General features: G+C 56.1%; 28 protein-coding genes. 18 read left to right on the forward strand and 10 right to left on the reverse strand.

What is annotated here, in order from left to right; all coding sequences use genetic code 11:
* Positions 1–70: 70 nt before the first annotated feature.
* The 4 genes from meaB to ACR0BD_RS04195 all read left to right on the forward strand — a co-directional run bounded on the left by meaB (position 71) and on the right by ACR0BD_RS04195 (position 2,959).
* Positions 71–1,048: a methylmalonyl Co-A mutase-associated GTPase MeaB gene (meaB, locus tag ACR0BD_RS04180; RefSeq protein ID WP_480829400.1), complete on the forward strand. Its 978-nt coding sequence runs from the start codon at positions 71–73 to the stop codon at positions 1,046–1,048.
* Between the two features lie 351 nt (positions 1,049–1,399).
* Positions 1,400–1,687: a 50S ribosomal protein L28 gene (rpmB, locus tag ACR0BD_RS04185; RefSeq protein WP_480694536.1), complete on the forward strand. Its 288-nt coding sequence runs from the start codon at positions 1,400–1,402 to the stop codon at positions 1,685–1,687.
* Positions 1,688–2,096: 409 nt separating this feature from the next.
* Entirely contained in the window at positions 2,097–2,447 is a 351-nt protein-coding gene (locus ACR0BD_RS04190; RefSeq protein ID WP_480829059.1) for a hypothetical protein, read from the forward strand.
* 38 nt (positions 2,448–2,485) lie between these two features.
* Entirely contained in the window at positions 2,486–2,959 is a 474-nt protein-coding gene (locus ACR0BD_RS04195) for a copper chaperone PCu(A)C (RefSeq protein WP_480829060.1), read from the forward strand.
* Positions 2,960–3,040: 81 nt separating this feature from the next.
* Here the strand turns inward: ACR0BD_RS04195 and ACR0BD_RS04200 are convergent, their stop codons facing one another.
* Both ACR0BD_RS04200 and ACR0BD_RS04205 read right to left on the reverse strand, forming a co-directional pair.
* Positions 3,041–3,649, reverse strand: a complete 609-nt coding sequence (locus ACR0BD_RS04200; protein WP_480829061.1) for an HdeD family acid-resistance protein — start codon at positions 3,647–3,649, stop codon at positions 3,041–3,043.
* Positions 3,650–3,711: 62 nt separating this feature from the next.
* The gene (locus tag ACR0BD_RS04205; RefSeq protein WP_480694528.1) at positions 3,712–4,407 is read right to left on the reverse strand and encodes an NAD-dependent deacylase; all 696 of its coding nucleotides are present in this window, start codon (positions 4,405–4,407) and stop codon (positions 3,712–3,714) included.
* 27 nt (positions 4,408–4,434) lie between these two features.
* Between ACR0BD_RS04205 and ACR0BD_RS04210 the strand changes: the two genes are divergently transcribed.
* Positions 4,435–4,878 (forward strand): low molecular weight protein-tyrosine-phosphatase, encoded by a 444-nt coding sequence (locus ACR0BD_RS04210; RefSeq protein WP_480694526.1) that lies wholly within the window; start codon positions 4,435–4,437, stop codon positions 4,876–4,878.
* On the opposite strand, the gene ACR0BD_RS04215 is transcribed toward ACR0BD_RS04210, so the two are convergent.
* Both ACR0BD_RS04215 and ACR0BD_RS04220 read right to left on the reverse strand, forming a co-directional pair.
* Positions 4,875–5,816 (reverse strand): LysR family transcriptional regulator, encoded by a 942-nt coding sequence (locus tag ACR0BD_RS04215; protein WP_480829062.1) that lies wholly within the window; start codon positions 5,814–5,816, stop codon positions 4,875–4,877. The genes ACR0BD_RS04210 and ACR0BD_RS04215 overlap by 4 nt on opposite strands.
* Positions 5,817–5,882: 66 nt before the next feature.
* Positions 5,883–6,191, reverse strand: coding sequence for a hypothetical protein (locus tag ACR0BD_RS04220; protein ID WP_480829063.1), 309 nt, complete (start codon positions 6,189–6,191; stop codon positions 5,883–5,885).
* A gap of 253 nt (positions 6,192–6,444) precedes the next feature.
* Between ACR0BD_RS04220 and lepA the strand changes: the two genes are divergently transcribed.
* From lepA to ACR0BD_RS04250, 6 genes are all read left to right on the forward strand, one after another.
* Positions 6,445–8,244, forward strand: a complete 1,800-nt coding sequence (gene lepA, locus ACR0BD_RS04225; RefSeq protein WP_480829064.1) for a translation elongation factor 4 — start codon at positions 6,445–6,447, stop codon at positions 8,242–8,244.
* A 117-nt stretch (positions 8,245–8,361) separates the two neighbouring features.
* Complete coding sequence (locus tag ACR0BD_RS04230; protein WP_480829065.1) at positions 8,362–8,763, forward strand: hypothetical protein; 402 nt, start codon at positions 8,362–8,364, stop codon at positions 8,761–8,763.
* 83 nt (positions 8,764–8,846) lie between these two features.
* Positions 8,847–9,446 carry a Shedu immune nuclease family protein gene (locus tag ACR0BD_RS04235; protein ID WP_480829066.1) on the forward strand — a complete coding sequence of 200 codons (600 nt, stop codon included), beginning with the start codon at positions 8,847–8,849 and terminating at the stop codon, positions 9,444–9,446.
* Positions 9,447–9,794: 348 nt separating this feature from the next.
* Entirely contained in the window at positions 9,795–10,277 is a 483-nt protein-coding gene (locus ACR0BD_RS04240) for a hypothetical protein (RefSeq protein WP_480829068.1), read from the forward strand.
* 177 nt (positions 10,278–10,454) lie between these two features.
* Positions 10,455–10,763 carry an SMR family transporter gene (locus tag ACR0BD_RS04245; RefSeq protein WP_480829402.1) on the forward strand — a complete coding sequence of 103 codons (309 nt, stop codon included), beginning with the start codon at positions 10,455–10,457 and terminating at the stop codon, positions 10,761–10,763.
* Positions 10,764–10,874: 111 nt separating this feature from the next.
* On the forward strand, positions 10,875–11,327 hold the full coding sequence (locus ACR0BD_RS04250) for a hypothetical protein (protein WP_480694515.1): 453 nt from the start codon (positions 10,875–10,877) through the stop codon (positions 11,325–11,327).
* 1,086 nt (positions 11,328–12,413) lie between these two features.
* Here ACR0BD_RS04250 and ACR0BD_RS04255 read toward each other — a convergent pair.
* The 4 genes from ACR0BD_RS04255 to ACR0BD_RS04270 form a co-directional block, all read right to left on the reverse strand.
* Positions 12,414–12,551, reverse strand: coding sequence for an entericidin A/B family lipoprotein (locus ACR0BD_RS04255; RefSeq protein WP_480694513.1), 138 nt, complete (start codon positions 12,549–12,551; stop codon positions 12,414–12,416).
* 73 nt (positions 12,552–12,624) lie between these two features.
* Complete coding sequence (locus tag ACR0BD_RS04260) at positions 12,625–13,419, reverse strand: iron chelate uptake ABC transporter family permease subunit (RefSeq protein WP_480694511.1); 795 nt, start codon at positions 13,417–13,419, stop codon at positions 12,625–12,627.
* Positions 13,419–14,174: an ATP-binding cassette domain-containing protein gene (locus tag ACR0BD_RS04265; RefSeq protein ID WP_480694509.1), complete on the reverse strand. Its 756-nt coding sequence runs from the start codon at positions 14,172–14,174 to the stop codon at positions 13,419–13,421. The genes ACR0BD_RS04260 and ACR0BD_RS04265 overlap by 1 nt, the downstream gene beginning before the upstream one ends.
* The gene (locus ACR0BD_RS04270; RefSeq protein ID WP_480694507.1) at positions 14,171–14,650 is read right to left on the reverse strand and encodes a transcriptional repressor; all 480 of its coding nucleotides are present in this window, start codon (positions 14,648–14,650) and stop codon (positions 14,171–14,173) included. Before ACR0BD_RS04270 ends, ACR0BD_RS04265 begins: the two co-directional genes overlap by 4 nt.
* 92 nt (positions 14,651–14,742) lie before the next feature.
* Here ACR0BD_RS04270 and ACR0BD_RS04275 point away from each other — a divergent pair, with 92 nt between their 5' ends.
* Positions 14,743–15,828: a zinc ABC transporter substrate-binding protein gene (locus ACR0BD_RS04275; protein ID WP_480829069.1), complete on the forward strand. Its 1,086-nt coding sequence runs from the start codon at positions 14,743–14,745 to the stop codon at positions 15,826–15,828.
* 22 nt (positions 15,829–15,850) lie between these two features.
* Here ACR0BD_RS04275 and ACR0BD_RS04280 read toward each other — a convergent pair whose 3' ends face one another.
* Positions 15,851–16,192: an ArsR/SmtB family transcription factor gene (locus ACR0BD_RS04280; RefSeq protein ID WP_480694503.1), complete on the reverse strand. Its 342-nt coding sequence runs from the start codon at positions 16,190–16,192 to the stop codon at positions 15,851–15,853.
* A gap of 340 nt (positions 16,193–16,532) precedes the next feature.
* Here ACR0BD_RS04280 and ACR0BD_RS04285 point away from each other — a divergent pair, with 340 nt between their 5' ends.
* The 6 genes from ACR0BD_RS04285 (at position 16,533) to ACR0BD_RS04310 (ending at position 20,296) form a co-directional block, all read left to right on the forward strand.
* Positions 16,533–17,165 carry an ATP-dependent Clp protease proteolytic subunit gene (locus tag ACR0BD_RS04285; RefSeq protein WP_480694501.1) on the forward strand — a complete coding sequence of 211 codons (633 nt, stop codon included), beginning with the start codon at positions 16,533–16,535 and terminating at the stop codon, positions 17,163–17,165.
* 134 nt (positions 17,166–17,299) lie between these two features.
* Entirely contained in the window at positions 17,300–18,565 is a 1,266-nt protein-coding gene (gene clpX, locus ACR0BD_RS04290; RefSeq protein WP_480694499.1) for an ATP-dependent Clp protease ATP-binding subunit ClpX, read from the forward strand.
* Between the two features lie 63 nt (positions 18,566–18,628).
* Positions 18,629–19,003 (forward strand): Rid family hydrolase, encoded by a 375-nt coding sequence (locus ACR0BD_RS04295; protein WP_480829070.1) that lies wholly within the window; start codon positions 18,629–18,631, stop codon positions 19,001–19,003.
* 79 nt (positions 19,004–19,082) lie between these two features.
* Entirely contained in the window at positions 19,083–19,466 is a 384-nt protein-coding gene (locus ACR0BD_RS04300; protein WP_480694495.1) for an NADH:ubiquinone oxidoreductase subunit NDUFA12, read from the forward strand.
* A 12-nt stretch (positions 19,467–19,478) separates the two neighbouring features.
* Positions 19,479–19,931, forward strand: a complete 453-nt coding sequence (mlaD, locus tag ACR0BD_RS04305; RefSeq protein ID WP_480829072.1) for an outer membrane lipid asymmetry maintenance protein MlaD — start codon at positions 19,479–19,481, stop codon at positions 19,929–19,931.
* Complete coding sequence (locus ACR0BD_RS04310) at positions 19,928–20,296, forward strand: DUF2155 domain-containing protein (protein ID WP_480829073.1); 369 nt, start codon at positions 19,928–19,930, stop codon at positions 20,294–20,296. Before mlaD ends, ACR0BD_RS04310 begins: the two co-directional genes overlap by 4 nt.
* Here the strand turns inward: ACR0BD_RS04310 and aat are convergent.
* Positions 20,251–20,883, reverse strand: coding sequence for a leucyl/phenylalanyl-tRNA--protein transferase (gene aat / locus ACR0BD_RS04315; RefSeq protein ID WP_480694489.1), 633 nt, complete (start codon positions 20,881–20,883; stop codon positions 20,251–20,253). The two genes, ACR0BD_RS04310 and aat, sit on opposite strands and share 46 nt — an antisense overlap.
* Positions 20,884–20,929: the final 46 nt, after the last annotated feature.

The following is a 20,929-nucleotide window of genomic DNA, read 5'->3' on the forward strand; positions in this document are numbered from 1 at the left end:
AAGCGGTGCGGACTGGACAAACACCCCTAAGGGGCGGCAAGTAGACGTGCCGCAAAAGATCGGGACGAAGATGGACATAGACAACCTGAGTGACAGGATTTTGAACGGAGACCGGCGCGCACTGGCCCGCGCGATCACGTTGGTCGAAAGCGGCCGCGAGGACCACCGCGCGCAGGCGACTGAACTGCTGACCAAGCTTGGCGCGGCTGGTCGACAGTCGCTGCGGATTGGTTTGTCCGGAACGCCCGGAGTGGGGAAGTCGACCTTTATCGAGAGCTTTGGAATGATGCTGATCGGGCAGGGCCTGCGTGTGGCTGTGCTTGCGGTTGATCCAAGTTCGACGCGGTCAGGAGGGTCCATCCTTGGTGACAAAACGCGGATGGAGCGTCTGAGCCGCGAGAAAAGCGCGTTTATTCGGCCCTCGCCCAGCCAATCCCATCTTGGCGGGGTTGCGCGGCGCACCCGCGAGGCGATTGCCCTGTGCGAAGCCGCTGGGTTCGACGTGGTTTTGATCGAAACGGTTGGTGTTGGGCAATCCGAAACCGTGGTCTCCGAATTGTCGGATCTGTTCTTGCTGCTGCTTGCACCTGCAGGAGGGGACGAGCTGCAAGGTGTCAAACGCGGCATCATGGAAATGGCCGATATGATCCTGGTCAACAAGGCCGACGGTGACTTGAAGGCAACGGCGATGCGGACCTGCGCGGATTACGCAGGTGCCCTGCGATTGCTGCGCAAGCGGCCACAAGATCCCGAGGGCTTTCCCAAGGCTATGACTGTCTCGGCGGTGGAAGAACACGGGTTAGAGCAAAGCTGGGATGAGATGCAGGCCCTGACGGCTTGGCGAAAGGACAAAGGGCATTGGCGGTCTAATCGGGCCGCACAAGCGCAATACTGGTTCGAGCAAGAGGTCCGCGCGGCGCTTTTGTCCAAGCTTGCCACCGCACAAGCCCGTGCCCAGATGGAAAAGCTGGGTGAGCAAGTGCGAACGCAGGGTCTTAGCCCGTCGTCAGCGGCAGAGACGATGTTGGAGGCTTTAAATCTCAGCTAATTGCGTCTTGGATGGGCGTTAGCCGCGTTGGATGTCAGATAGGCTTGGCTGAACGTGCCGTTGAGCGACATCTGAACGAGAAATTGCAGTGGGTTGCTTAGCCCTGAAGTTAGTCAAGAAGGGCCGGATAGAGTAAGCTATCGGTGCTCGTCCGCCCCTGTTGGCCGCCCGAAACCTGTTGGCAAATATGGCAATGAGCACCGCCGCAAAGAATTCGCCTGATCTGTCTTGACGCTTCCGGCGATTCCCACTACACGCATCCAACCAGTTTTCGGGCGCGACTTCGGGTTGCGCCCCTTGTGATTTGGCCGAGGGCAGTATGCCCGGCCTCCAGAAACAAAGGAAGAAACCATGTCGCGCCGTTGCGAACTGACCGGAAAAGGCCCGATGACTGGCAACAATGTCAGCCACGCCAACAATAAAACTCGTCGTCGTTTTCTGCCGAACTTGAACGACGTCACTCTGCAGTCGGAAACTCTGGGTCGTGGCGTTAAGCTGCGCATCTCGGCGGCTGCTCTGCGCTCGGTCGACCACCGTGGTGGTCTGGACGCGTTCCTGGCCAAAGCCAAGGACGAAGAGCTTTCGGCTAACGCTCTGAAAGTGAAAAAAGAAATCGCCAAGGCGCAAGCTACGGCGTAAACCCCGCTCAGGCGAAAGAATTTGGCCCTGCACCGTGAAGGTGCGGGGCCTTTTTGTTTCTGAACAGGGGTTTTCAAATGACAACGTGATCAGCCGGGAAAGCGTGACGTTGTTCACATACACATGGCTATCACAGGATTATGATTAGGCATATTTATCTGGCGGAGTGAGCCTTAATGTCTTTTAAATCCTCTGATACTTTCTCCTTGTTGGCCGGATTTTTCGGCAAAACCTTTGGGGCATGCGTTCGGATGCAACGTCAGGTGAACAGGCTGCATACCAGTCTGACCAAAGGGTCCGTCAAACGTCCAGAATTGGACGGCTGACACTTTCCTCCTCAGCTTGGGCTTCGGGCGTGTTGGATAGCGCTTGAAGCCCGCCCTTTGTCCGGCCTATATCCCGGGTCAGGATGAGACTTTTTCTGAACAGAGTTTTGCCGCTCCTGCTGTCTTTATTGGTCGTGCTGACCGGACAGGGTGTGGCTGCGACCCGCGGAGTGGACGCCGCGGTCGGGCAAATGGTCTTGTGTACTGGGACGGGGCCAGTGATCGTCTACACGGATGCTGAGGGGCAGCCGACAAAGCCACCGCATTTCTGCCCGGACTACGCTTTGACCCTTTTGGGGGCCGTTGAGGCGGCGGTTGCTGGATTGCCGGATGCACCAATCGTCCCGGCGCCTACGCCCGTGCGCGCATCCGAGAACCTGATCGCCACACCGATTCCGTCTCATCCAGCGCGTGCGCCACCCGCCCTTGTTTGAACCCTCAAATTTTCAAACAATTAACTGGGAGAGGCAGGATGCCCTTTACCTATAAATTACTGGCCGCCGCGGCAGCGGTGGCGTTTTCAACGGCTGCTTTGGCGCAAGAAACGATCCGCGTGGATGACGCATACGCGCGCTCGTCTGGTAAGGCAGCCAAGGCGGGTGCTGCGTTCATGATGATCCAGAATACGGGTGACGTCGACGACCGGCTTATCGAAGTCGTCTCGGACGCCGCAGTGCGTGTTGAGCTGCATACGCATGTGATCGATGACAACGGTATCGCCAAGATGACGCATGTCGAGAGCGGGTTCGTCATCCCGGCTGGTGAATCTTATGTCTTACAGCGCGGAGGGGACCACGTGATGTTCATGGGGCTGACCGCGCCTTTCGAACAAGGTGCCGCAATTCCTGTGACGTTGATCTTTGAAAAGGCCGGCGAGGTCGAGATCCAGATACCGGTCGATCTGGAACGGAAGGACTCTGGCCACCACGGATCGCACTCGAACTGAGGCACGCCTGTCTTCGGGCCGCGATGCGGCCGTCATCCATGCGTCAGGCCGGACCTTTGTCCGGCCTGTTCGCGTTTGAATTCAGCGGTTCACAACCCGCATGGCGATGCGGTCATGAGCCTGTTTGAAACGGTTGGCGAGGAAAAACATGACGGCTGCGAAGGCGAGGGCGGAAAAGGCGATCGCCCACCCCAGCGCCACCATCCCGCTGCCGGGCCATAGCATCAGGACCAGGCCAATAATCAACGCAACGATCCCAGAGTTACGCAGAGTTCCAGCGTCCGGGTGTTGGTCCGGCATCTGACGCCATGCCGCCAATGACCCGACACCCACGATCAGTGCCCAAGCGCCCATCAGGAAAAACGTCAGCCGGGCCACCCCTTCGGGCCAAATGAGCAGTATCAAGCCTATGATCAGGGCTGCGAGGCCAAAGCCACCGATTAACCCCCGCCGTCCGAAGCCCAGCAGAGTAAGCCCGCCGTCAAGCACCAGAAGCAGCCCCACCAGCCTGAGCAATATTGAGATACTGCTTGTCGGCCAGAACAGGGCGGCCACACCAAGCGCACCGGCTAAAATGCCGCGTAACAGGAATGTCCACCAGAGGTTGGCCAGTTTGTCACCCATCGCGTCTCGTCCATCAAGACTGTGGTCGTCGATGATCTCTTCGCGGGGGGTATGGGGGTCGGTCATGCGGGCCTCCGGATTTGGTTACGCATTCAGTATAAACAACAAAATCGCGGGATGTCTGCCGATTATCGTTGACCCAAAAGCTGGTTGACCCACAGGGGAACCGTTTCCGAGGCGGGGCCAAGGATAACTTCGTCGAAGCTTGATGCCCCGTCGGATGGCTCGAGATTCAACTCGACGGTGCGTGCGCCGGACATCGCCGCCTCGTGCACGAATGCGGCTGCGGGGTAAACCTGACCAGACGTCCCGATTGACGCAAAGAGCGAGGCTTCGCCCAGGTGTTCGTAGATAGTGTCCATGTGGTATGGCATCTCGCCAAACCAGACGACGTCAGGCCGTGCGGACGGGCCAGAGCAAGCAGGGCAGGGTTCCCCAACAGACATTTCGGATGGTGCGATCCAACGGTGCCCGCAGGCTGCACATAGCGCGCCCGCTAAGGTGCCATGCATATGGATAACACCCTCTGCGCTTCCGGCTTCGTGCAGGCTATCGACATTTTGGGTTACGATAATCACGGGGCCAGGCCAATCGCGCTGCAGGCGTGCTAATGCCTGATGCGCTGCGTTGGGTTGCGCTTTGGCGGCCTGTTTGCGTCTGGCATTGTAAAAACCATGAACCAGTGCGGGATCGCGTGCAAAGCCTTCTGGAGTGGCGACGTCCTCGATCCTGTGTTGGGACCACAATCCATCTTCGTCGCGGAATGTGCCCAAACCGCTTTCGGCAGAGATTCCGGCCCCGGTCAGGATCACGATCTTTTCCATTGCTGCCTCGCGCGTTACACCTGTGCTATGTCACACCGTATCCTTTTCGTCTGCCTGGGCAATATCTGCCGTTCACCTGCCGCCGAGGGCGTTTTTCGGGACCGTGCGCGCCATCATCAAACGGACAGTGCCGGAACATCAGGCTGGCATATCGGGGACCCGCCTTATGGGCCGATGCAAGACGCGGCACGTGCCCGCAATATTGACCTGAGCGATCTGCGGGCCCGCCAATTCGTGGCTGAAGATTTTGATCGTTTCGATCTCATCGTTGGGATGGATGGGGACAACATTGCGAAAATCGAGGCTATGCGACCGATGGGGAATGGAACCCCGGTGCGTCTGCTGACTGACTTTGCCCCGCATTTGGACGCGGATCACGTGCCCGATCCCTATTATACCCGCGACTTCGACGGTGCGTTGGACCTGATCGAACAGGCGGTCGCCGGGCTGGATGCGCATCTGAAAGGCTAGTTCATCACCTTTAACTGCTTGCCGAGCCAGGGCAGCTGCGCGACTGCCGGGTCTACGATCTGGCTTTGCATGAGGCGTCTGATCATGCCCGAAACCTCTTGCGGGACCTGATCTGACCAGTCGGTGCGAGTGAACAAAGAAATGGTACGTGCGAAATCACCGAACGGGGCGGGGCGCGCCTCAATCCCATCATGAAAGCGTGCGGCGCGCATGTAACCCAACGGTGTCGTGATTGCCCAGCCCAGTCCACGGGCGACCATCGCCATAAGGGCTAGATGAGACCCAATTTCAAAACGTTCCTCGAACTCCAGGTGTTGGCGCGCCAGATGGGCTTCGATTTGACGACTGATCAACTGTTCACGGGCATAGCGAAGAAACGGAAGGTCCTGCATCGGCTCCTCGACCCCTTTGGGCGTAACCAAGATGAACGGGTCTTGGACCAACGGGTATTCGACCACCCCTTGGAACACTTCACCGGAATGCGCTGAAACGACCAAATGCAGGCGCTGCGCTTCCAGCTCGGCGAACAGATCCAGGCTGGGCAGGGTGATCAGCTTAAACTTTGAGCGGGTCAGACTGTCGGCCAGCAAAGTAGCCAACCGCGGTGTCAGGTCATTGTCAAAATCATCAATCAACCCGATGGATAGTGTGGTCAAATGACCCAGATCCATGACCGCCAGCTCACTTTGGGCGACCTGCAACTCGCCCAGCACTGCTTGGGTGCGCGCCAGAAAACTGCGTCCGGCCTGTGTTAAGCGCATGGGTCGTCGCCCGTGGTCGACCAGTTCAGTACCCAGGGCATTTTCAAGATTGCGCAATTGTTGACTGACCGAAGGCTGGCTGAGCCCTGTGATCTCGGCGGCCTGAGCCACCGAACCTGTCCGCGCCAGCGCTTCGAACACTTCAAGCCCGCGCAGCGTCAGCCCTTTCATAACCATGACATACACCTTTCGCTGCGCCTTTTCTGAGGCGCAGTGCGGGTCAGGTCAAGTATTCTGAATGGGTTAGCTGCAGATCGCCTGCGCCATCTGTCCAAAGTTCCGGTACCGGTCCCACAGCGCATCGTCGCGCGCGGTTTGCGACATTTTCAGTTGTTGTGCCTGATGAGGGTCAGCAAACCATTTGGATACGGTTTTCTGATCGCTGCGCGTCAGGGCCTGATCTGCAACACGCTGAATGCAGCTGCACCGATCCTGCGTCGCTGCCGACCGGTCCGATGCCAGACATGCGCGCTTGATCTGAGCTGCATCTGTCGTCGAAGCCACCGTCGTCAACGACGCGGCGCAAATAGCTATTAAGAGGAAGTTTTTCATGCTCGAGCCTCGTTTTTGCCTGCCCGGAGAGATCTGCGCCCCTCTCGGCTTTTGCGAGAGTATGAATCAAACTGGATTCCGGATCAATCTCGGGATGCAGAATTGTGATCATATCAATGTCATTGAAAACGGTGGCTAAAATATGGCTGCCGTTCTGAGCGTCGGTATTTGCGTCTTAGCCCGTTGCATTTAGGCCGATAAGCGCATTGACTCACCTTGACCAGCGTCCGTTTTCGAACCATATCCCGACGCTATGACAGACCTCGCTCATATCCGTAATTTCTCCATCGTCGCGCATATCGACCATGGCAAATCCACCCTTGCTGACCGGCTCATCCAAGAGACCGGAACGGTCAAGGATCGCGACATGAAGGAACAGCTGCTCGACAGCATGGATATCGAGCGTGAACGCGGCATTACCATCAAGGCCAACACGGTTCGCATCGACTATACCGCCGATAATGGTGAGCAATACGTGCTGAACCTGATCGACACCCCCGGGCACGTCGATTTCGCCTATGAGGTCAGCCGGTCGATGCGCGCGGTTGAAGGCTCTTTGCTGGTCGTGGACTCGACCCAAGGGGTCGAGGCGCAGACGCTGGCCAACGTGTACCAAGCCATCGATGCGGATCATGAGATCGTGCCGGTGCTGAACAAGATCGACCTGCCCGCGTCCGATTGTGACCGAGTGGCCGAACAGATCGAGGATGTGATCGGCATCGACGCGACCGAAGCCATTCAGGTCAGCGCCAAGACGGGGCAGGGCATCCATGAGACGCTTGAGGCCATCGTGCAGCAACTGCCCGCACCGCAGGGCAATCTCGACGCGCCGCTCAAGGCGATGCTGGTGGATTCGTGGTACGACGCCTATCTCGGCGTCATCGTTCTTGTCCGCATCATGGACGGCACGTTGAAAAAGGGCATGCGGGTCAAGTTCATGTCGAACAACACCCTGCACCATGTCGACCGCGTCGGTGTCTTCCGGCCTGAGATGGAGATGGTGGACTCGCTTGGACCCGGTGAGATCGGCTTTCTGACCGCTTCGATCAAACAAGTCCGTGACACCCGCGTTGGTGACACCATCACCAATGATCGCAATGGGACTGAAGACGCGCTGGACGGCTTCAAACCCGCGCAGCCGGTGGTGTTCTGCGGCCTCTTCCCGGTCGATAGTTCCGAATTTGAAGACCTGCGCGATGCGATCGACAAGCTGGCCCTGAACGACGCCTCGTTCTCGTTCGAAATGGAAACCTCGGCGGCGCTCGGCTTTGGCTTCCGCTGCGGCTTCCTTGGCCTTCTGCACCTAGAGGTCATCCGCGACCGGATCGAACGCGAATACGATATCGAACTCATCACCACCGCGCCGTCGGTGATCTATCACGTCTACATGAAAGACGGCGAGATGATCGAGCTGCACAACCCCGCCGACATGCCCGACCCCTCCAAGGTCGACCATATCGAAGAGCCGCGCATCAAGGCGACCATTCTGGTGCCCGACGAATACCTCGGCGACGTGCTGAAACTCTGCCAGGACCGCCGCGGCATTCAGTTGGACCTGACCTACGCGGGCTCCCGCGCGATGGTTGTGTACGACCTTCCCCTCAACGAAGTTGTGTTCGATTTCTATGATCGCCTGAAATCGGTAACAAAAGGTTACGCCAGCTTTGACTACCAGATGACCGGCTATACCGAGGATAATCTGGTCAAGATGTCGGTTCTGGTGAATGACGAGCCGGTGGATGCGCTGTCGACCATGGTTCACCGCGACCGGGCCGAGATGCGGGGCCGGGCGATGTGCGAAAAGCTCAAGGACCTGATCCCGCGCCACATGTTCAAAATCCCGATCCAGGCCGCCATCGGAGGCAAAGTCATCGCCCGCGAGACCCTCTCGGCCCTGCGCAAGGACGTGACCGCAAAGTGCTACGGAGGCGACGCCACGCGAAAACGCAAACTGCTGGACAAGCAGAAGGCGGGTAAAAAGAAGATGCGTCAGTTCGGGAAGGTGGATATACCTCAAGAGGCATTCATATCTGCGTTGAAGATGGACGGGTAACGCTAACCCTTTGGGTATTTGGCCATTTGTGAAAATTGCTCGGACTTTAGCGGGCTGATAAATCCTTTGACACTTTACACGGTCCGAACATGCAAAGTTTGCGGACGTGAGTATGCCGTGCAAGAGCCCGGTGAGGGAGGTGTCGGGATCAAGGTCCACAAAGGTGAACGTGCGGTCTTGGCTAAGGAAGCCCTTAAAATCTCTACCAACCCACTCAAAGGATCGGGCCAGCTGACTCGGGAAGGAGTGAACTGGTTTGCGAAGCTTGTGTTTGGTTCAGAGTTGTTGAATGCAGATCAACTAAGGACGCCGCAGTTTAAGCTGGAGGAACTGCAGGAAGAAATCGAAGCGACCTTTACTAATGCCGATTTTCTTTCAGATATTGATTGGTCGGATCAAGACAGCGTGCAAGAAGGTGTCGAAAGGCTGAAAGACAAGCAGGATGGTCATGAGTTTTGGGCTTTCCTGTCGGCTTGTGAATACCGCAGCGTGCAAAAGGCCAAAAATCCAAAAACATAAATGCCGCTATTCAACGGACTGCTCTGGCTGAACGCTTAAGATCCCTTTCTCTATTCGTAGAGCACTTCTCGGAAACTGTTTCAATGGTTCAATCCGTAAAGCGATTGCTGGATCTAATGTTGATCTGGGAGAACAATAAGTTGAACACAAGCGAGAAGTTCTGGCAGAAGACGTTCGAAGCCCACTCCTACGCTTTTTCGCAGCTATTTTCCTCACCAATCACGTTTGTTGAGAGCAACGCATATGTTGGTGGCACGCGGGTAGACAAGTCAGGCGCGAGGCTGTTGGATTTTCTTTTCGCCGAAGCACAGACCGACGCTGCAATTTTGGTCGAAATCAAAACCCCGACTGCAAAGCTCTTAGGAAACCGTTATCGAGCAAGTGTCTATCAAATTGGAAAAGACGTAACCGGTGGGATAGTACAAATTAACGATTATCTTGACCAATTAAGATCGGAGCTGAGTGCTAATAGAGGATATAGCTCCCAAAATCTGAGCGCTTTCAACCCTCGCAGGATAGTTCTTGTGGGAAATAGGCAAGACATCGAAAACGATCCGGTCAAAATGGCATCCTTTGATAACTTCCGGCGGAGCCTATCTGGCGTCGAAATCGTCACGTTTGATGAGCTTTTTCTAAAGGTTGAGCAGCTTGTGAACCTTTTTGGACTAAAGCGAGACAACTAACTCCAGCAAGCTTTTGAATGCTCGTTTAGAAAGAACCTCAACTAAACACCAACCCAGTGGCACCGCCGGGGCCGCGCCGACCCGCCCCCATGGCGGGCACGGTTGCGCGGCCCTTCGGGTCGGCGCTGCTCTTCGTTCTAAAGGCTAACCTTTGCAAACGCGTTGGCACCCGGGGCTCCGCCTGTTCCGTCAGACAAGACCCTCAATTTCAGCTTCCTATCCAAACCAATAGAGCCCCCTTTAGACCTTAAATCCTGAATATGTTATCCTCCCGCTCGGGGGCCGCGTTCAGGCGGGCTTTTTTGTTAGACGTTTGGGACGCAAGACCCTCAGAAATGAGAGGTTATTATGCACAAATTCTTACTGACGACCGCAGTCGCCGTTCTGGCGATGAGCCCACATGCCGGTGCGCTGGCCGAGACCTATGGCGGGGGCGCCAAAGGTATGGGCATGAATGCCAGCCAGGTTCACGGCATCTCGGACGGGTACGCGGTCATTCAATCACAAACCAATTACGAGAGCTTCGAAGTCGCCGCGGGCCACCCGCTCGAGGGGGCTTCGGGTACGTGTTTTGGGGCCTTGATGGTCAAGGGGGCTGAGGCGTCGGGCAATGGGAATTGCGTGTTCAACACGGCCTCGGGCGAGCGGGCTGTGATGAGCTGGACGGCGACCGGGCTGGGTGCCGATGGTGCGCTGACCGGCGACTGGACTGTGTCGGGCGGCACCGGAAACTGGGCGAGCGCGTCGGGCGGTGGTGGATTTTCGTCCTTTACCAATCCTGACACGGGTAAGTTTGTAAACACGATTTCGGGCGACATCACGATCAACTAAATGATTCCGTAGAAAAGCGTACGGAGTCGGTTGATTCTGCACGCTTTTCTCATTCCGGGTTCAGCGGTGTAGGTAATGCAGACGCCGCCAACCCTTTGTGATCAACCTCACAGTGCTAACACTGTATGTCTGGTAACGTTGACGTAACGGAACCTTCGACAGGAGACCCAAGTGTCCATGATCCCTTTCATCGCTCTCGGATCGGCAGGTCTGTATTCCGTTGCCATGATAGCGATGAAGTTTTGGTGGAAAATCCCCGGAATTTGGCTGAGCTTGCTGATCGTCGCAACACTGCTGGCCGCGGCATCGCTGGAACTTGCCGCCCTGCGGGAAGAGCGGTTGGGGATTATCTACACCGGCATTCTTGGGGCCGAGGTTATTCTGATCGCCATTGCCTCGTATTTTCTGTTCGGCGAGAACTTTTCGCACCGCGAAATCGTCGGTATCGGTTTGGTCCTTATCGGTACAGCGCTGGCCTGGGCATAAGAGGCGGGTTAAGCCTTTATGAACTTTCCCTTAGGTAACTTGTAACCCTCACGGGCTCTTCCAATTTGTTGAGCAGGCCAGCGAAGGCCAAGACATCAGAAGGAAGAGACCATGACCAGATTTATGACTGCCGGAGCAGCCGCTCTGGCCACGAGCCTCACCCTTGCCACGGCCTCGATGGCCGAAACCATGCCGGACCTGCGGGGCACATGGACGGGCAGCTATACCGCCGTCGGCCCGAACCGGACCACGACCGGAGATGTGCCTAGGTTCAACAATGCTGAGTGGGTGCTGGATATTCAAAAGCAGCAAGACAATGTTTTCTGGGGGCCCAGCAAATGGCGTCCGAATGCAAGCCAAGGCTGGCGCGTCATGGATGCGACCGGGACTGTCAGTCTGGATGATCCGAACCGGATCAGCATCGTTGAAAGCTCGGCCAATCCCGAGATCGGTGTGAACGCGTTGATTGATGCCCGGTATCAGGACGGCAAGATCTATGCGGATTTCCGTAGCCTGCGTCGCGGGACAACGTACAGCGTTGTACTCGAACGACAGGTGAACTGAAGCGTCTCTGGCCTGATCGGGCAGTAGGGGGTACTGGCCGCGCTTTTTGCGGCGCATAAAAAGTAATCCCGGTCAGGTCGGAGCGCTTCTCAGAAGCGGACAACACGTCTCCGAAGGGAGGAGACGGGTCGGGCGGCACTAAGGCCGCTTGCAAAGGATCCAGGCAACTTAAGGTCGGATAGCGGCGTTCCCCGGCTTTGGGACTACTGGATCTCGCGGAACCTTCAGCGCGATTTGCAGAGTATGGTGTCTGAGCAGCCCGACCCATTTCAGTCCTGACTTCCCCGTTTGATTCGGACGATTCCGCCTGAGGTTCACAAGGAAACTCGGAAAATCGCCAGAGGCCGGTGTTTGCAAGTGCAGAAACTGCCAAATATGGGGGCATTTTCTGTGACTGCGACTTTTCCAGTAACAACCCTGTGAGCTGTGTGGGTTTCTGGAGTTGTCCACAAAGTTCTCCGACTGGATATCAACAACTTATCCACCACAGAATTCAATGCTGCAGTGCTATTTTCTTGCCGGGTAGAAAGGCTGATGCAACATTCAACATACCACTTCGGCTCGAGAGGGACGGGGTGGGGCGCAAAGGCCAAGGGGGTCGAGGTGCTTGAAGGGCGGTCTTAGGATTGTTCATCTGGTTCAACGGCTTACCGGTAGGTTTTTAGTTGATACAGGCGCAAGCTTGAATTGATTTGGAACCTTCTCAGCAGGTCATTGCGGGTTGCGTGACACTTACGGGTGTTGTGCGACAGTCGCGGCTTTTTAGGAGGCCGTGATAACTGGATCGGAACGTCCCTCGGGCGTGTCGACCCGGCAAGGCGTCAGGGGTGCCCGTTTGGGCACATGCAAAGACCGCGTCTGCGCACCTGACGCCTTTTCCTTTTGCCGGAAACGAATTTACAGACTGCCACGTTTAGCCGTTTCAAACGCGAACGGGGTTCTTGTGCTTTCACAAGAACCCCGAACGTTTGTCAGATATGCAATGCCGCGTCTATGCACCTGTACACGCACAATAACCGGAGTAACCCGGGTAAATCAACAATATCTTGCGTATTGTGCGTGAATTTCCGCTATATGCGGTTCTATTCAGAAGCTTTGCTGGACGTCCGATGCTACGTTCGTAATGGCGTCGCCGGCTTTCTCAATATCCCTGCCTGCGCCTTTTGCCGTCTCGCAAGCGGTAAGTGTGATCAGGGCCAACCCTATCAGAACGGTACGGATCATCGGTGTCTCCATTGGTGTCAATTGAGTTTTCCGTACCAGTTTTCCCGGAACGAAACCAGTGCTTTGCGCGTATTCAGTCGCGGCGGATCAAGGGACCGCATGCTGCGGTTATCAGGAATAGAATTGCTGCGGCGCAGACAATGCTGGGCCCAGCCGGAGTATCAGCAAGATAGGCGCCAGCAAGCCCCCCTAGTGCCGCAACCGAACCAATAGTGGCAGCCAAAAAAGCCATGGTCTCCGGTGTCCTAACCAGAGATCGAGCCGCAGCCGCAGGGATAACAAGCAGGGCGGCAATCAACAGTATGCCAACCACTTTGATAGCGACGGCCACGGCGAGCGCCATGGCCAGTGTCAACCAAAGTTCCTCCCGTTTTGGATCTACGCCCGAAGCATATGCCAAATCCGGGTTCAGTGTGGACACCAGAAGGGCAGACCATCTTTGCGCCATGACAGCCAGAATAAGCGCTCCTCCGATCCAGATGGTCAAAAGATCGCTTTTGGTGACTGCCAGAATGTCGCCAAACAAAAATGCATCAAGATTCAACCGGACGTCAGACAAGAGCGCCACGGTAACAAGACCGGCGGCTAACGCGGTATGTGCGATTACACCCAATAGAGTGTCCATCGCAAACCCCTTTCCGCGCAAAAGGGTTACGGTCAAACCCATTGCGAGTGCTGCAGCAATAACCGCGGGCAGTAAGGGTAGGGAAAATGCCAGAGACAGCGCGACACCCAGAACCGAGGCATGGGCTGTAGCTTCTCCAAGGTAGGCCATGCGGCGCCAGACGACGAAACATCCCAGCGGCGCGGCAGCGATCGCAACGCCAACGCCGGCGAGCGCCGCACGGACCATGAAATCATCCAACATCAGTCAGATCCATTCGCTGCATGGTGGTGATCATGGTCATGGTCGTGGGAATGACTGTGCTTATGTTGGTAAAGTGCCATCGTGCCTTTGGTGCCACTACCAAACAAAGCGCGGTATTCAGGTGCATCCGCGACGCTACGGGGCGAGCCTTCGCAGCACACATGACCATTCAGGCAAAGCACGCGATCCGAGGCCGCCATGACCACGTGCAGGTCGTGGCTAACCATGACAATGGCGCAGCCTAGGTCACTGCGCACTTGTTCAATGCGTTGGTAGAACGCGGCGGCCCCCGGTTGATCAAGTCCCTGAGTGGCCTCATCCAACAACAGAAGTTGGGGGCTTTCCAAAAGCGCGCGTGCCAAAAGAACCCGCTGGAACTGACCGCCCGAAAGCTTGGTCATTTGCCGTGTTCTGAGGTCGGGAACACCTGCTAGCTCGAGTGCTGTAACAGCGTCCCGCGCGGAAATACGTTTTGGTAATCCTAAAAAGCGTTGGACCGTCATAGGGAGCGCGGCGTCCAAGGCCAGTTTCTGCGGGACATAGCCTATACGCAGCCCCTTGGCGCGCTCGACCGTGCCCTGAGCAGGTGAAACGGCACCAATCATGGCACGCAGCAAGGTAGACTTGCCCGAGCCATTCGGCCCGACGACCGTTACAATTTCACCTGATGAAACCGAGGCATTTACGTTTTCAAGGATTGTTCGACCATCTGCTTTGATCGACAGGTTTTTTAGGGCAATTAGTTTCTGCGTCACGCTTTTATCTCAATGCATTCCGGACAAAGGCCCTCGGCTTCGACGACGACTCGCTCGATTAGGAAACCAGACGTATCTGCCGCAGCGCCCAAGCGACCTTGGGTCAATTCAGTCTCGGTTTCAGCGACGGTCTTGCATGAGCGGCAAATCAGGAAGGCCGGAACATGGTCATGCGTCGGATGTGCACAGGCCGCGTAGGCATTCAGTTGCTCGATGCGATGAACAAAGCCGTTCTGCACCAGAAAGTCCAAGGCGCGATAGGCGACGGGGGGCTGCGAACCCATGCCTTCTGCAGCAAGCACTGCAAGAATGTCGTAGGCACCCATAGCTTTGTGTTTCTCCAGCAGAATTTCCAGCACACGCTTTCTGACCGGAGTGAATTGCAGTCTCTGCGCCTTACACTTCGCTTCGGCTTGGGCCATCGCAGTATGCACGCAATGGGTGTGATCATGTTGTCTGAAACCGACTGTGCTCATCAGGCGCTCCATGTGTTTTTTGCTTGATATGTTATAACGTGGGGCATATCAAGCGGTCAGACTATGTAATAACATATCATTCAGGAGTGCTCATGTTACGGTCAACCCTTTGTGTTTTTGGGACTATTCTCGCGGGCAAAGCTGCGGCCGAGCCCCCTAAAGTCGCAACCGATATTGCCCCGGTTCATTCATTAGTCGCGCGCGTTATGTCGGGTGTTTCGGAGCCAGCGCTGATTATCCCGCCGAGTGCATCGCCGCACGATCACGCGATGCGTCCGTCAGAAGCGCGGGCTTTGCAATCTGCCGATGTCGTGTTCTGGGTCGGTGAGGAGCTGACGCCGTGGATGGAAAAGCCGCTTGAAGCGTTGTCGGGTAATGCCCAGCAGATTGCGCTGCTGGAAGTAGATGGCACGACGTTGCATGAGTTTCGAGATGTCGTCGAAGAGGACGATCATGACGACCACGCAGGTCATGGTGATCACGCAGAACACGACGATCATGCGGAAAAACACGATGACCACGCTGGGCATGACGAAAAACACGATGACCACGCGGGGCACGAAGATCACGCAGAACATGCCGATCATGCAGGTCATGAAGACCACGCAGACCATGATGATCATGCCGGTCATGATCATGGGCACGGGCATGACCATGACGGTGTTGACCCCCATGCTTGGCTAGACCCTGAAAACGCGCGTGTTTGGGTTCACGCGATTGCGGATACACTCGCAAAGGCAGACCCTGAAAACGCAGAGACCTACAAGAATAATGCCAAAGCTGCGGATGCGGAATTGCATGAACTTGTGGATCAGATTTCCGCAGAGGTGGAGAACGCAAAAGACCGCGCGTTCATCACATTCCACGACGCATACCAGTACTTTGAAAAGCGGTTTGGACTGAACACGTCCGGATCAGTCAGCCTTGGCGACGCATCGAACCCTGGTCCTGCACGCCTTGCTGCATTGCAAGAAAAAGTCGCCGACGACAAAATTGTCTGCGCTTTCTCAGAACCGCAATACGACATGCGGCTGGTCGAAACTGCGATCGAGGGAACCGGGGCCAAGATTTACGATCTGGATCCGGTGGGAACATCTATCGACCCCGGCCCAGACCACTACCCGAACTTGTTGCGCGCAATGGCCGTCGCATTTCAGAACTGCGCAACGGGATCCTAAGCCTAGAACAGAGGCGGCCTTTTCAGGCCGCTTCTTTGGTGCAGAATAACTCGTACACGACTTCGAGCATTCGGCGCGGGCGATCGTCAGCCAGACGGTAATAAATCGCCTTACCTTCACGGCGCGGTGTTACCAGCCCTTCCAAGCGCAGCCGGGACAACTGCTGTGAGACGGCCGCTTGACGGGCAGACAGCAGTTCTTCCAGCTCGGTCACGGATTTCTCGCCCGATATAAGATGGCATAGGATCATCAACCGACCTTCATGGCTGATCGCCTTGAGGAAGTTCGATGCCTGAGTTGCATTGCCTGCGATAAGTTCGAAGTTGTCGGTAGGGTTTTCCTGTGAAACCTGCGCCAGTGCCATTTCTGTTTTCCTTTTTGCCCGAATGGGCGTCGTTACGAATGCGGATGCGCCGTGGATCTTGCGATCTGGCATTGGATATATAGTGACCAAATATTTCCATATGCATGAATCAAAATGACGTGATGGGATGGAACCCGCCGGTCAAAACCTCGTGGGTGCTGTGAGGTCCATGTGGCGGAGGGCGACGGAAGGCCAGAACATGGGCGTTGCTGCTGTCAAAAAGCGCCGTCTTGTCCAGAAGTCACCGGCCCCCCTTGCGGCCCCCCTGTGGCAACACTAAGACTCAGGTAACGTTTCTTCGGGTAGTGTCCCGATCCATAGCAAAGCAGGCAGGTTCTTAATGTTCGATCCCGTTGATACCTATATGAATACGCTCGTCCCGATGGTCGTTGAGCAGACCAGCCGGGGAGAGCGCGCCTACGACATCTTCTCGCGCCTTCTGAAAGAGCGGATCATTTTCATCAACGGACCGATCCATGATGGCATGAGTCATCTGGTCGTCGCCCAATTGCTGCACCTTGAGGCGGAAAACCCGAACAAGGAAATCTCGATCTACATCAATTCACCTGGCGGTGTCGTGACCAGTGGTTTGTCGATTTACGACACAATGCAGTATATCAAGCCTAAATGTTCGACATTGGTAATCGGTCAGGCGGCTTCGATGGGGTCTGTTTTGTTGGCGGGTGGTGAGAAAGGAATGCGCTTTTCTCTGCCAAACAGCCGGATCATGGTGCACCAGCCCAGCGGAGGTTATCAGGGTCAGGCCAGCGATATCATGATCCATGCGGCCGAGACCCAAAAGCTGAAAGATCGCCTGTATGACATCTACGTACGCCATACAGGGCAAACAAAAAAGGCAGTTGAGAAAGCGTTGGATCGCGACAATTTCATGAGCCCAGAAGAAGCCAAAGATTGGGGTCATATCGACGAAATCGTTGAAAACCGCGCCAAAATGGGCGGTGAAGACGCCTGAGATTAAGACCCTGCGCCGATGGCGCGGGGTACATTTTTGAGATTGTGGCCGCCTCAGTGGTGGCCTAAGCTGCACCAAATGGCGGCAATCGCGGTCCAGAGGGGGCCGCATGGACGAAGCCCGAAAGGTAGAACATGGCGACGAATTCAGGCGGTGACGGCAAAAACACGCTCTACTGCAGTTTCTGCGGCAAGAGCCAGCATGAGGTGCGCAAGCTGATTGCCGGGCCTACGGTCTTCATCTGTGACGAATGCGTCGAACTCTGCATGGACATCATCCGCGAAGAGACGAAGGCCAGCGGCCTGAAATCCAGCGACGGGGTGCCAACGCCCAAGGATATTTGCGAAGTGCTGGATGATTATGTGATCGGCCAGGCTACGGCGAAACGGGTCCTGTCGGTTGCGGTCCACAACCACTACAAACGCCTGAACCATGCACAAAAAGCCGGCAGCGACATTGAACTGGCAAAATCCAACATCCTGCTGATCGGGCCCACAGGTTGCGGTAAAACACTGCTGGCGCAAACCTTGGCACGCATTCTGGACGTTCCGTTCACGATGGCGGACGCGACCACGCTGACCGAAGCCGGTTATGTGGGTGAGGATGTCGAGAATATCATCCTCAAGCTGCTTCAGGCATCCGAGTACAACGTTGAGCGTGCTCAGCGCGGCATCGTCTATATCGACGAAGTCGACAAGATTACACGCAAGTCGGAAAATCCGTCGATTACCCGCGATGTATCTGGCGAAGGCGTGCAGCAAGCGTTGCTGAAACTGATGGAAGGCACTGTGGCCAGCGTTCCGCCGCAAGGTGGGCGTAAACACCCGCAGCAGGAATTCTTGCAGGTGGATACGACTAACATCCTGTTCATCTGTGGCGGTGCGTTTGCCGGTCTGGACAAGATCATCGCGCAGCGTGGCAAAGGCTCGGCGATGGGCTTTGGTGCTGATGTGCGTGACAACGATGATCGCGGCGTTGGTGAGATCTTTAAGGATCTTGAACCTGAGGATCTGCTGAAATTCGGGCTGATCCCGGAATTTGTTGGCCGTCTGCCAGTTCTGGCGACTTTGGAAGACCTGGATGAAGACGCTCTGGTCACTATCCTGACCAAGCCCAAGAACGCATTGGTCAAGCAATACCAGCGCCTGTTCGAGTTGGAAGATGCAGAGCTTGCCTTTACGGATGATGCGTTGAAGGCGATTGCCAAGAAGGCGATCGAGCGCAAGACAGGCGCACGCGGTTTGCGTTCCATCCTGGAAGACATTCTGCTGGACACAATGTTCGAGCTGCCAGGGTTGAAAAACGTAACCGAAGTGGTCGTGAACGAAGAGGCGGTATCGTCGGACGCGCAGCCTCTGATCATTTACGCAGACTCGGCGGAGTCGGCTTCGGCCGGGTAAGATCAAGACGAATTTACAGACACGGCGCGGCACTGACCGCGCCGTTTTTCTATGGAGGATGCCATGAAAATCAAACGCATTTCCTCGGGTGGTGAGTATGAAGCAAAGGTCGGATATTGCCGCGCCGTGGTGGCTAACGGTTTTGTCTTTGTTGCAGGAACCTGCGCGCAAGGTGAAGAGATCCCTGAGGATATCGTAGGTCAGTGCAAGTCCGCCCTTGATGCAATCGGGCGTGCTCTTGCAGAGGCCGGAACAGGATTTGAGCATGTCGTTCGCGTGAACTACTACCTCCCGGATATGGCTGAATTCGAGCTATGTTGGCCCTTGCTCAAAGGAGCATTTGGGGAGAACCCACCTGCCGCGACGGTCATCGAATGCAATTTGATTACGCCTCAAGACCGGATCGAAATCGAAGTGACCGCATATCTGCCGGAATGATGGGTGCGGTCCTTGTGACACTGGACCTTGGCGCGCCTTTGGTCCATATCTGCGGAAACAGAATTGCCGGAGGCAGCCGATGGGTATCCTGAACAATCTTCTGCGGGCCGTGACCTGGTGGAACGGGGCAACTTTGAACACGCAGATCTACACTGCGCGCAAAGGAGAAAAGGTCGGTGAGGACAATGAAGGCAATGTCTTTTACCGCAATGCCGATGACAGCAAGCGTTGGGTGATTTTCAATGGTGAGGCAGAAGCCAGCCGTATTGACCCTGAATGGCATGGCTGGTTGCACCGGACTTGGGATGAGCCGCCCACCGACAAACCGCTAGAGCACAAGTCGTGGGAAAAACCGCACCAAGAGAACCTGACAGGGACCGCTTTGGCATACGCGCCTGCGGGGTCGTTGCGGCGCCCTGACCCGGTCGAGCGTTCGGATTATGAGGCCTGGAGCCCGGAATAAACGAGGCGAATGATGTCGAGCTATAATGTGACCGAAGTCCTTGTTGGCGGGGCCGTATTGGCCTGCGCCGTTGCGTTTGGCGTATATGCCAGCCAGTCTACCGGTCTGTCGCAGGGTGGAACGGGTTATGAACTGGGCGCGTCCTTCAGATCGCTGGAAGGTGTCGGAGTGGGCACGGATGTCCGGCTGGCAGGTGTCAAAATCGGCACGGTTACCGGTGTGACTCTGAACCCGGAAACCTATCGCGCGGATACGACCTTTAGTATTATTGACGGTATTCTGGTGCCGGATGACAGCGCAATCGTGATCTCATCCGAAGGGCTGCTGGGTGGTAACTTTGTCGAAGTTATGCCGGGTGGGTCTCCGTTCTATTTCGAAGCCGGCGATCAGGTTGAAGACACGCAGGGCGCGGTCAGTCTGATTTCCCTATTGGTTAAGTTTGTTGCCGGGGATGGCGGCCAATGAGGCACCTCGCCCTTTTTGCCGCGGTTTTGGCGGCTTCGGGTGCAGCCGCCCAGCAAAAAGTGCAATCGGGCCCCGGTGCCTTGCTGCGTGGGTTAGACAAGGTCAGCGGGCAGACGGTTGACGTTGAAATGCAGAATGGCCGAACCGATGCGATTTTTGGCCTGGACGTCGCGTTGGGAGATTGCCGTTTTCCTGTTGACAACCCGACAGGGGACGCTTTTGCCTATTTGACGATCTGGGAAAAAGGCAAGACAGATCAATTATTTGACGGATGGATGATCGCGACGTCTCCGGCGCTGAATGCCTTGGACCACTCGCGCTACGACATCTGGGTAATTCGCTGTATGACGCCTTCGGGCAACTGATCCAACGGTGCGGTGAAATCCGCGCTTGCGTCGATCGCCTCTTCCAGAAGCTGCCGGTAGTGCGCGCGTGAGATTTCAATAGCGCCGAGCGAGGCCAAGTGCGCTGTCAGGAACTGTGTATCGAACAGCAGAAACCCGGTTTGGCGTAAACGATCTACCAGATACGCCAGCGCGACTTTCGAGGCATCTGTTTGACGCGAGAACATGCTTTCGCCAAAGAATGCAGCGCCGAGGGCCACGCCGTACACACCCCCAACCAATTTTGAGCCGTCCCAGACTTCGAGAGAATGCGCATGTCCGGATTCGTGAAGCCGACGATAAAGCCGTCGCAACTCGTCATTGATCCAAGTGTCAGCGCGATCAGCGCATCCCTCAACGACACCGTCAAAGTCCCGATTGATCGTGATTGAGTAACCGCTTTTACGGATGCGCCTGGCCAGACTGCGCGAAATGTGGAAGCCATCCAGTGGAAAAACACCGCGGAACTTGGGATCGACCCAGAACAGTTCCGGATCGTCGCGATGTTCAGCCATCGGAAAAATCCCGATGGAGTACCCGTGTAGCAAAAGTTCCGGAGAAAGGCTCATACAGGTTGGTCCGGGGCCGAAAGGCTTGAACCTTTCGGCCCGGTTA

Source organism: Ruegeria sp. G5 (assembly GCF_056533365.1).

Excerpts from the sequence above, each read along its gene's own strand:
- meaB (WP_480829400.1), top strand. The coding sequence starts at position 71 with ATGGACATAGACAACCTGAGTGACAGGATTTTGAACGGAGACCGGCGC.
- ACR0BD_RS04235 (WP_480829066.1), top strand. The coding sequence starts at position 8,847 with ATGGTTCAATCCGTAAAGCGATTGCTGGATCTAATGTTGATCTGGGAG.
- ACR0BD_RS04300 (WP_480694495.1), top strand. The coding sequence starts at position 19,083 with ATGGGTATCCTGAACAATCTTCTGCGGGCCGTGACCTGGTGGAACGGG.
- ACR0BD_RS04205 (WP_480694528.1), bottom strand. The coding sequence starts at position 4,407 with ATGGAAAAGATCGTGATCCTGACCGGGGCCGGAATCTCTGCCGAAAGC.
- ACR0BD_RS04285 (WP_480694501.1), top strand. The coding sequence starts at position 16,533 with ATGTTCGATCCCGTTGATACCTATATGAATACGCTCGTCCCGATGGTC.
- ACR0BD_RS04280 (WP_480694503.1), bottom strand. The coding sequence starts at position 16,192 with ATGGCACTGGCGCAGGTTTCACAGGAAAACCCTACCGACAACTTCGAA.
- ACR0BD_RS04240 (WP_480829068.1), top strand. The coding sequence starts at position 9,795 with ATGCACAAATTCTTACTGACGACCGCAGTCGCCGTTCTGGCGATGAGC.
- ACR0BD_RS04255 (WP_480694513.1), bottom strand. The coding sequence starts at position 12,551 with ATGATCCGTACCGTTCTGATAGGGTTGGCCCTGATCACACTTACCGCT.
- ACR0BD_RS04210 (WP_480694526.1), top strand. The coding sequence starts at position 4,435 with ATGTCACACCGTATCCTTTTCGTCTGCCTGGGCAATATCTGCCGTTCA.
- ACR0BD_RS04190 (WP_480829059.1), top strand. The coding sequence starts at position 2,097 with ATGAGACTTTTTCTGAACAGAGTTTTGCCGCTCCTGCTGTCTTTATTG.
- ACR0BD_RS04275 (WP_480829069.1), top strand. The coding sequence starts at position 14,743 with ATGTTACGGTCAACCCTTTGTGTTTTTGGGACTATTCTCGCGGGCAAA.
- aat (WP_480694489.1), bottom strand. The coding sequence starts at position 20,883 with ATGAGCCTTTCTCCGGAACTTTTGCTACACGGGTACTCCATCGGGATT.
- ACR0BD_RS04245 (WP_480829402.1), top strand. The coding sequence starts at position 10,455 with ATGATCCCTTTCATCGCTCTCGGATCGGCAGGTCTGTATTCCGTTGCC.
- ACR0BD_RS04295 (WP_480829070.1), top strand. The coding sequence starts at position 18,629 with ATGAAAATCAAACGCATTTCCTCGGGTGGTGAGTATGAAGCAAAGGTC.
- ACR0BD_RS04260 (WP_480694511.1), bottom strand. The coding sequence starts at position 13,419 with ATGTTGGATGATTTCATGGTCCGTGCGGCGCTCGCCGGCGTTGGCGTT.
- mlaD (WP_480829072.1), top strand. The coding sequence starts at position 19,479 with ATGTCGAGCTATAATGTGACCGAAGTCCTTGTTGGCGGGGCCGTATTG.
- ACR0BD_RS04200 (WP_480829061.1), bottom strand. The coding sequence starts at position 3,649 with ATGACCGACCCCCATACCCCCCGCGAAGAGATCATCGACGACCACAGT.
- ACR0BD_RS04215 (WP_480829062.1), bottom strand. The coding sequence starts at position 5,816 with ATGGTTATGAAAGGGCTGACGCTGCGCGGGCTTGAAGTGTTCGAAGCG.
- ACR0BD_RS04250 (WP_480694515.1), top strand. The coding sequence starts at position 10,875 with ATGACCAGATTTATGACTGCCGGAGCAGCCGCTCTGGCCACGAGCCTC.
- ACR0BD_RS04195 (WP_480829060.1), top strand. The coding sequence starts at position 2,486 with ATGCCCTTTACCTATAAATTACTGGCCGCCGCGGCAGCGGTGGCGTTT.
- rpmB (WP_480694536.1), top strand. The coding sequence starts at position 1,400 with ATGTCGCGCCGTTGCGAACTGACCGGAAAAGGCCCGATGACTGGCAAC.
- lepA (WP_480829064.1), top strand. The coding sequence starts at position 6,445 with ATGACAGACCTCGCTCATATCCGTAATTTCTCCATCGTCGCGCATATC.
- clpX (WP_480694499.1), top strand. The coding sequence starts at position 17,300 with ATGGCGACGAATTCAGGCGGTGACGGCAAAAACACGCTCTACTGCAGT.
- ACR0BD_RS04220 (WP_480829063.1), bottom strand. The coding sequence starts at position 6,191 with ATGAAAAACTTCCTCTTAATAGCTATTTGCGCCGCGTCGTTGACGACG.
- ACR0BD_RS04310 (WP_480829073.1), top strand. The coding sequence starts at position 19,928 with ATGAGGCACCTCGCCCTTTTTGCCGCGGTTTTGGCGGCTTCGGGTGCA.
- ACR0BD_RS04270 (WP_480694507.1), bottom strand. The coding sequence starts at position 14,650 with ATGAGCACAGTCGGTTTCAGACAACATGATCACACCCATTGCGTGCAT.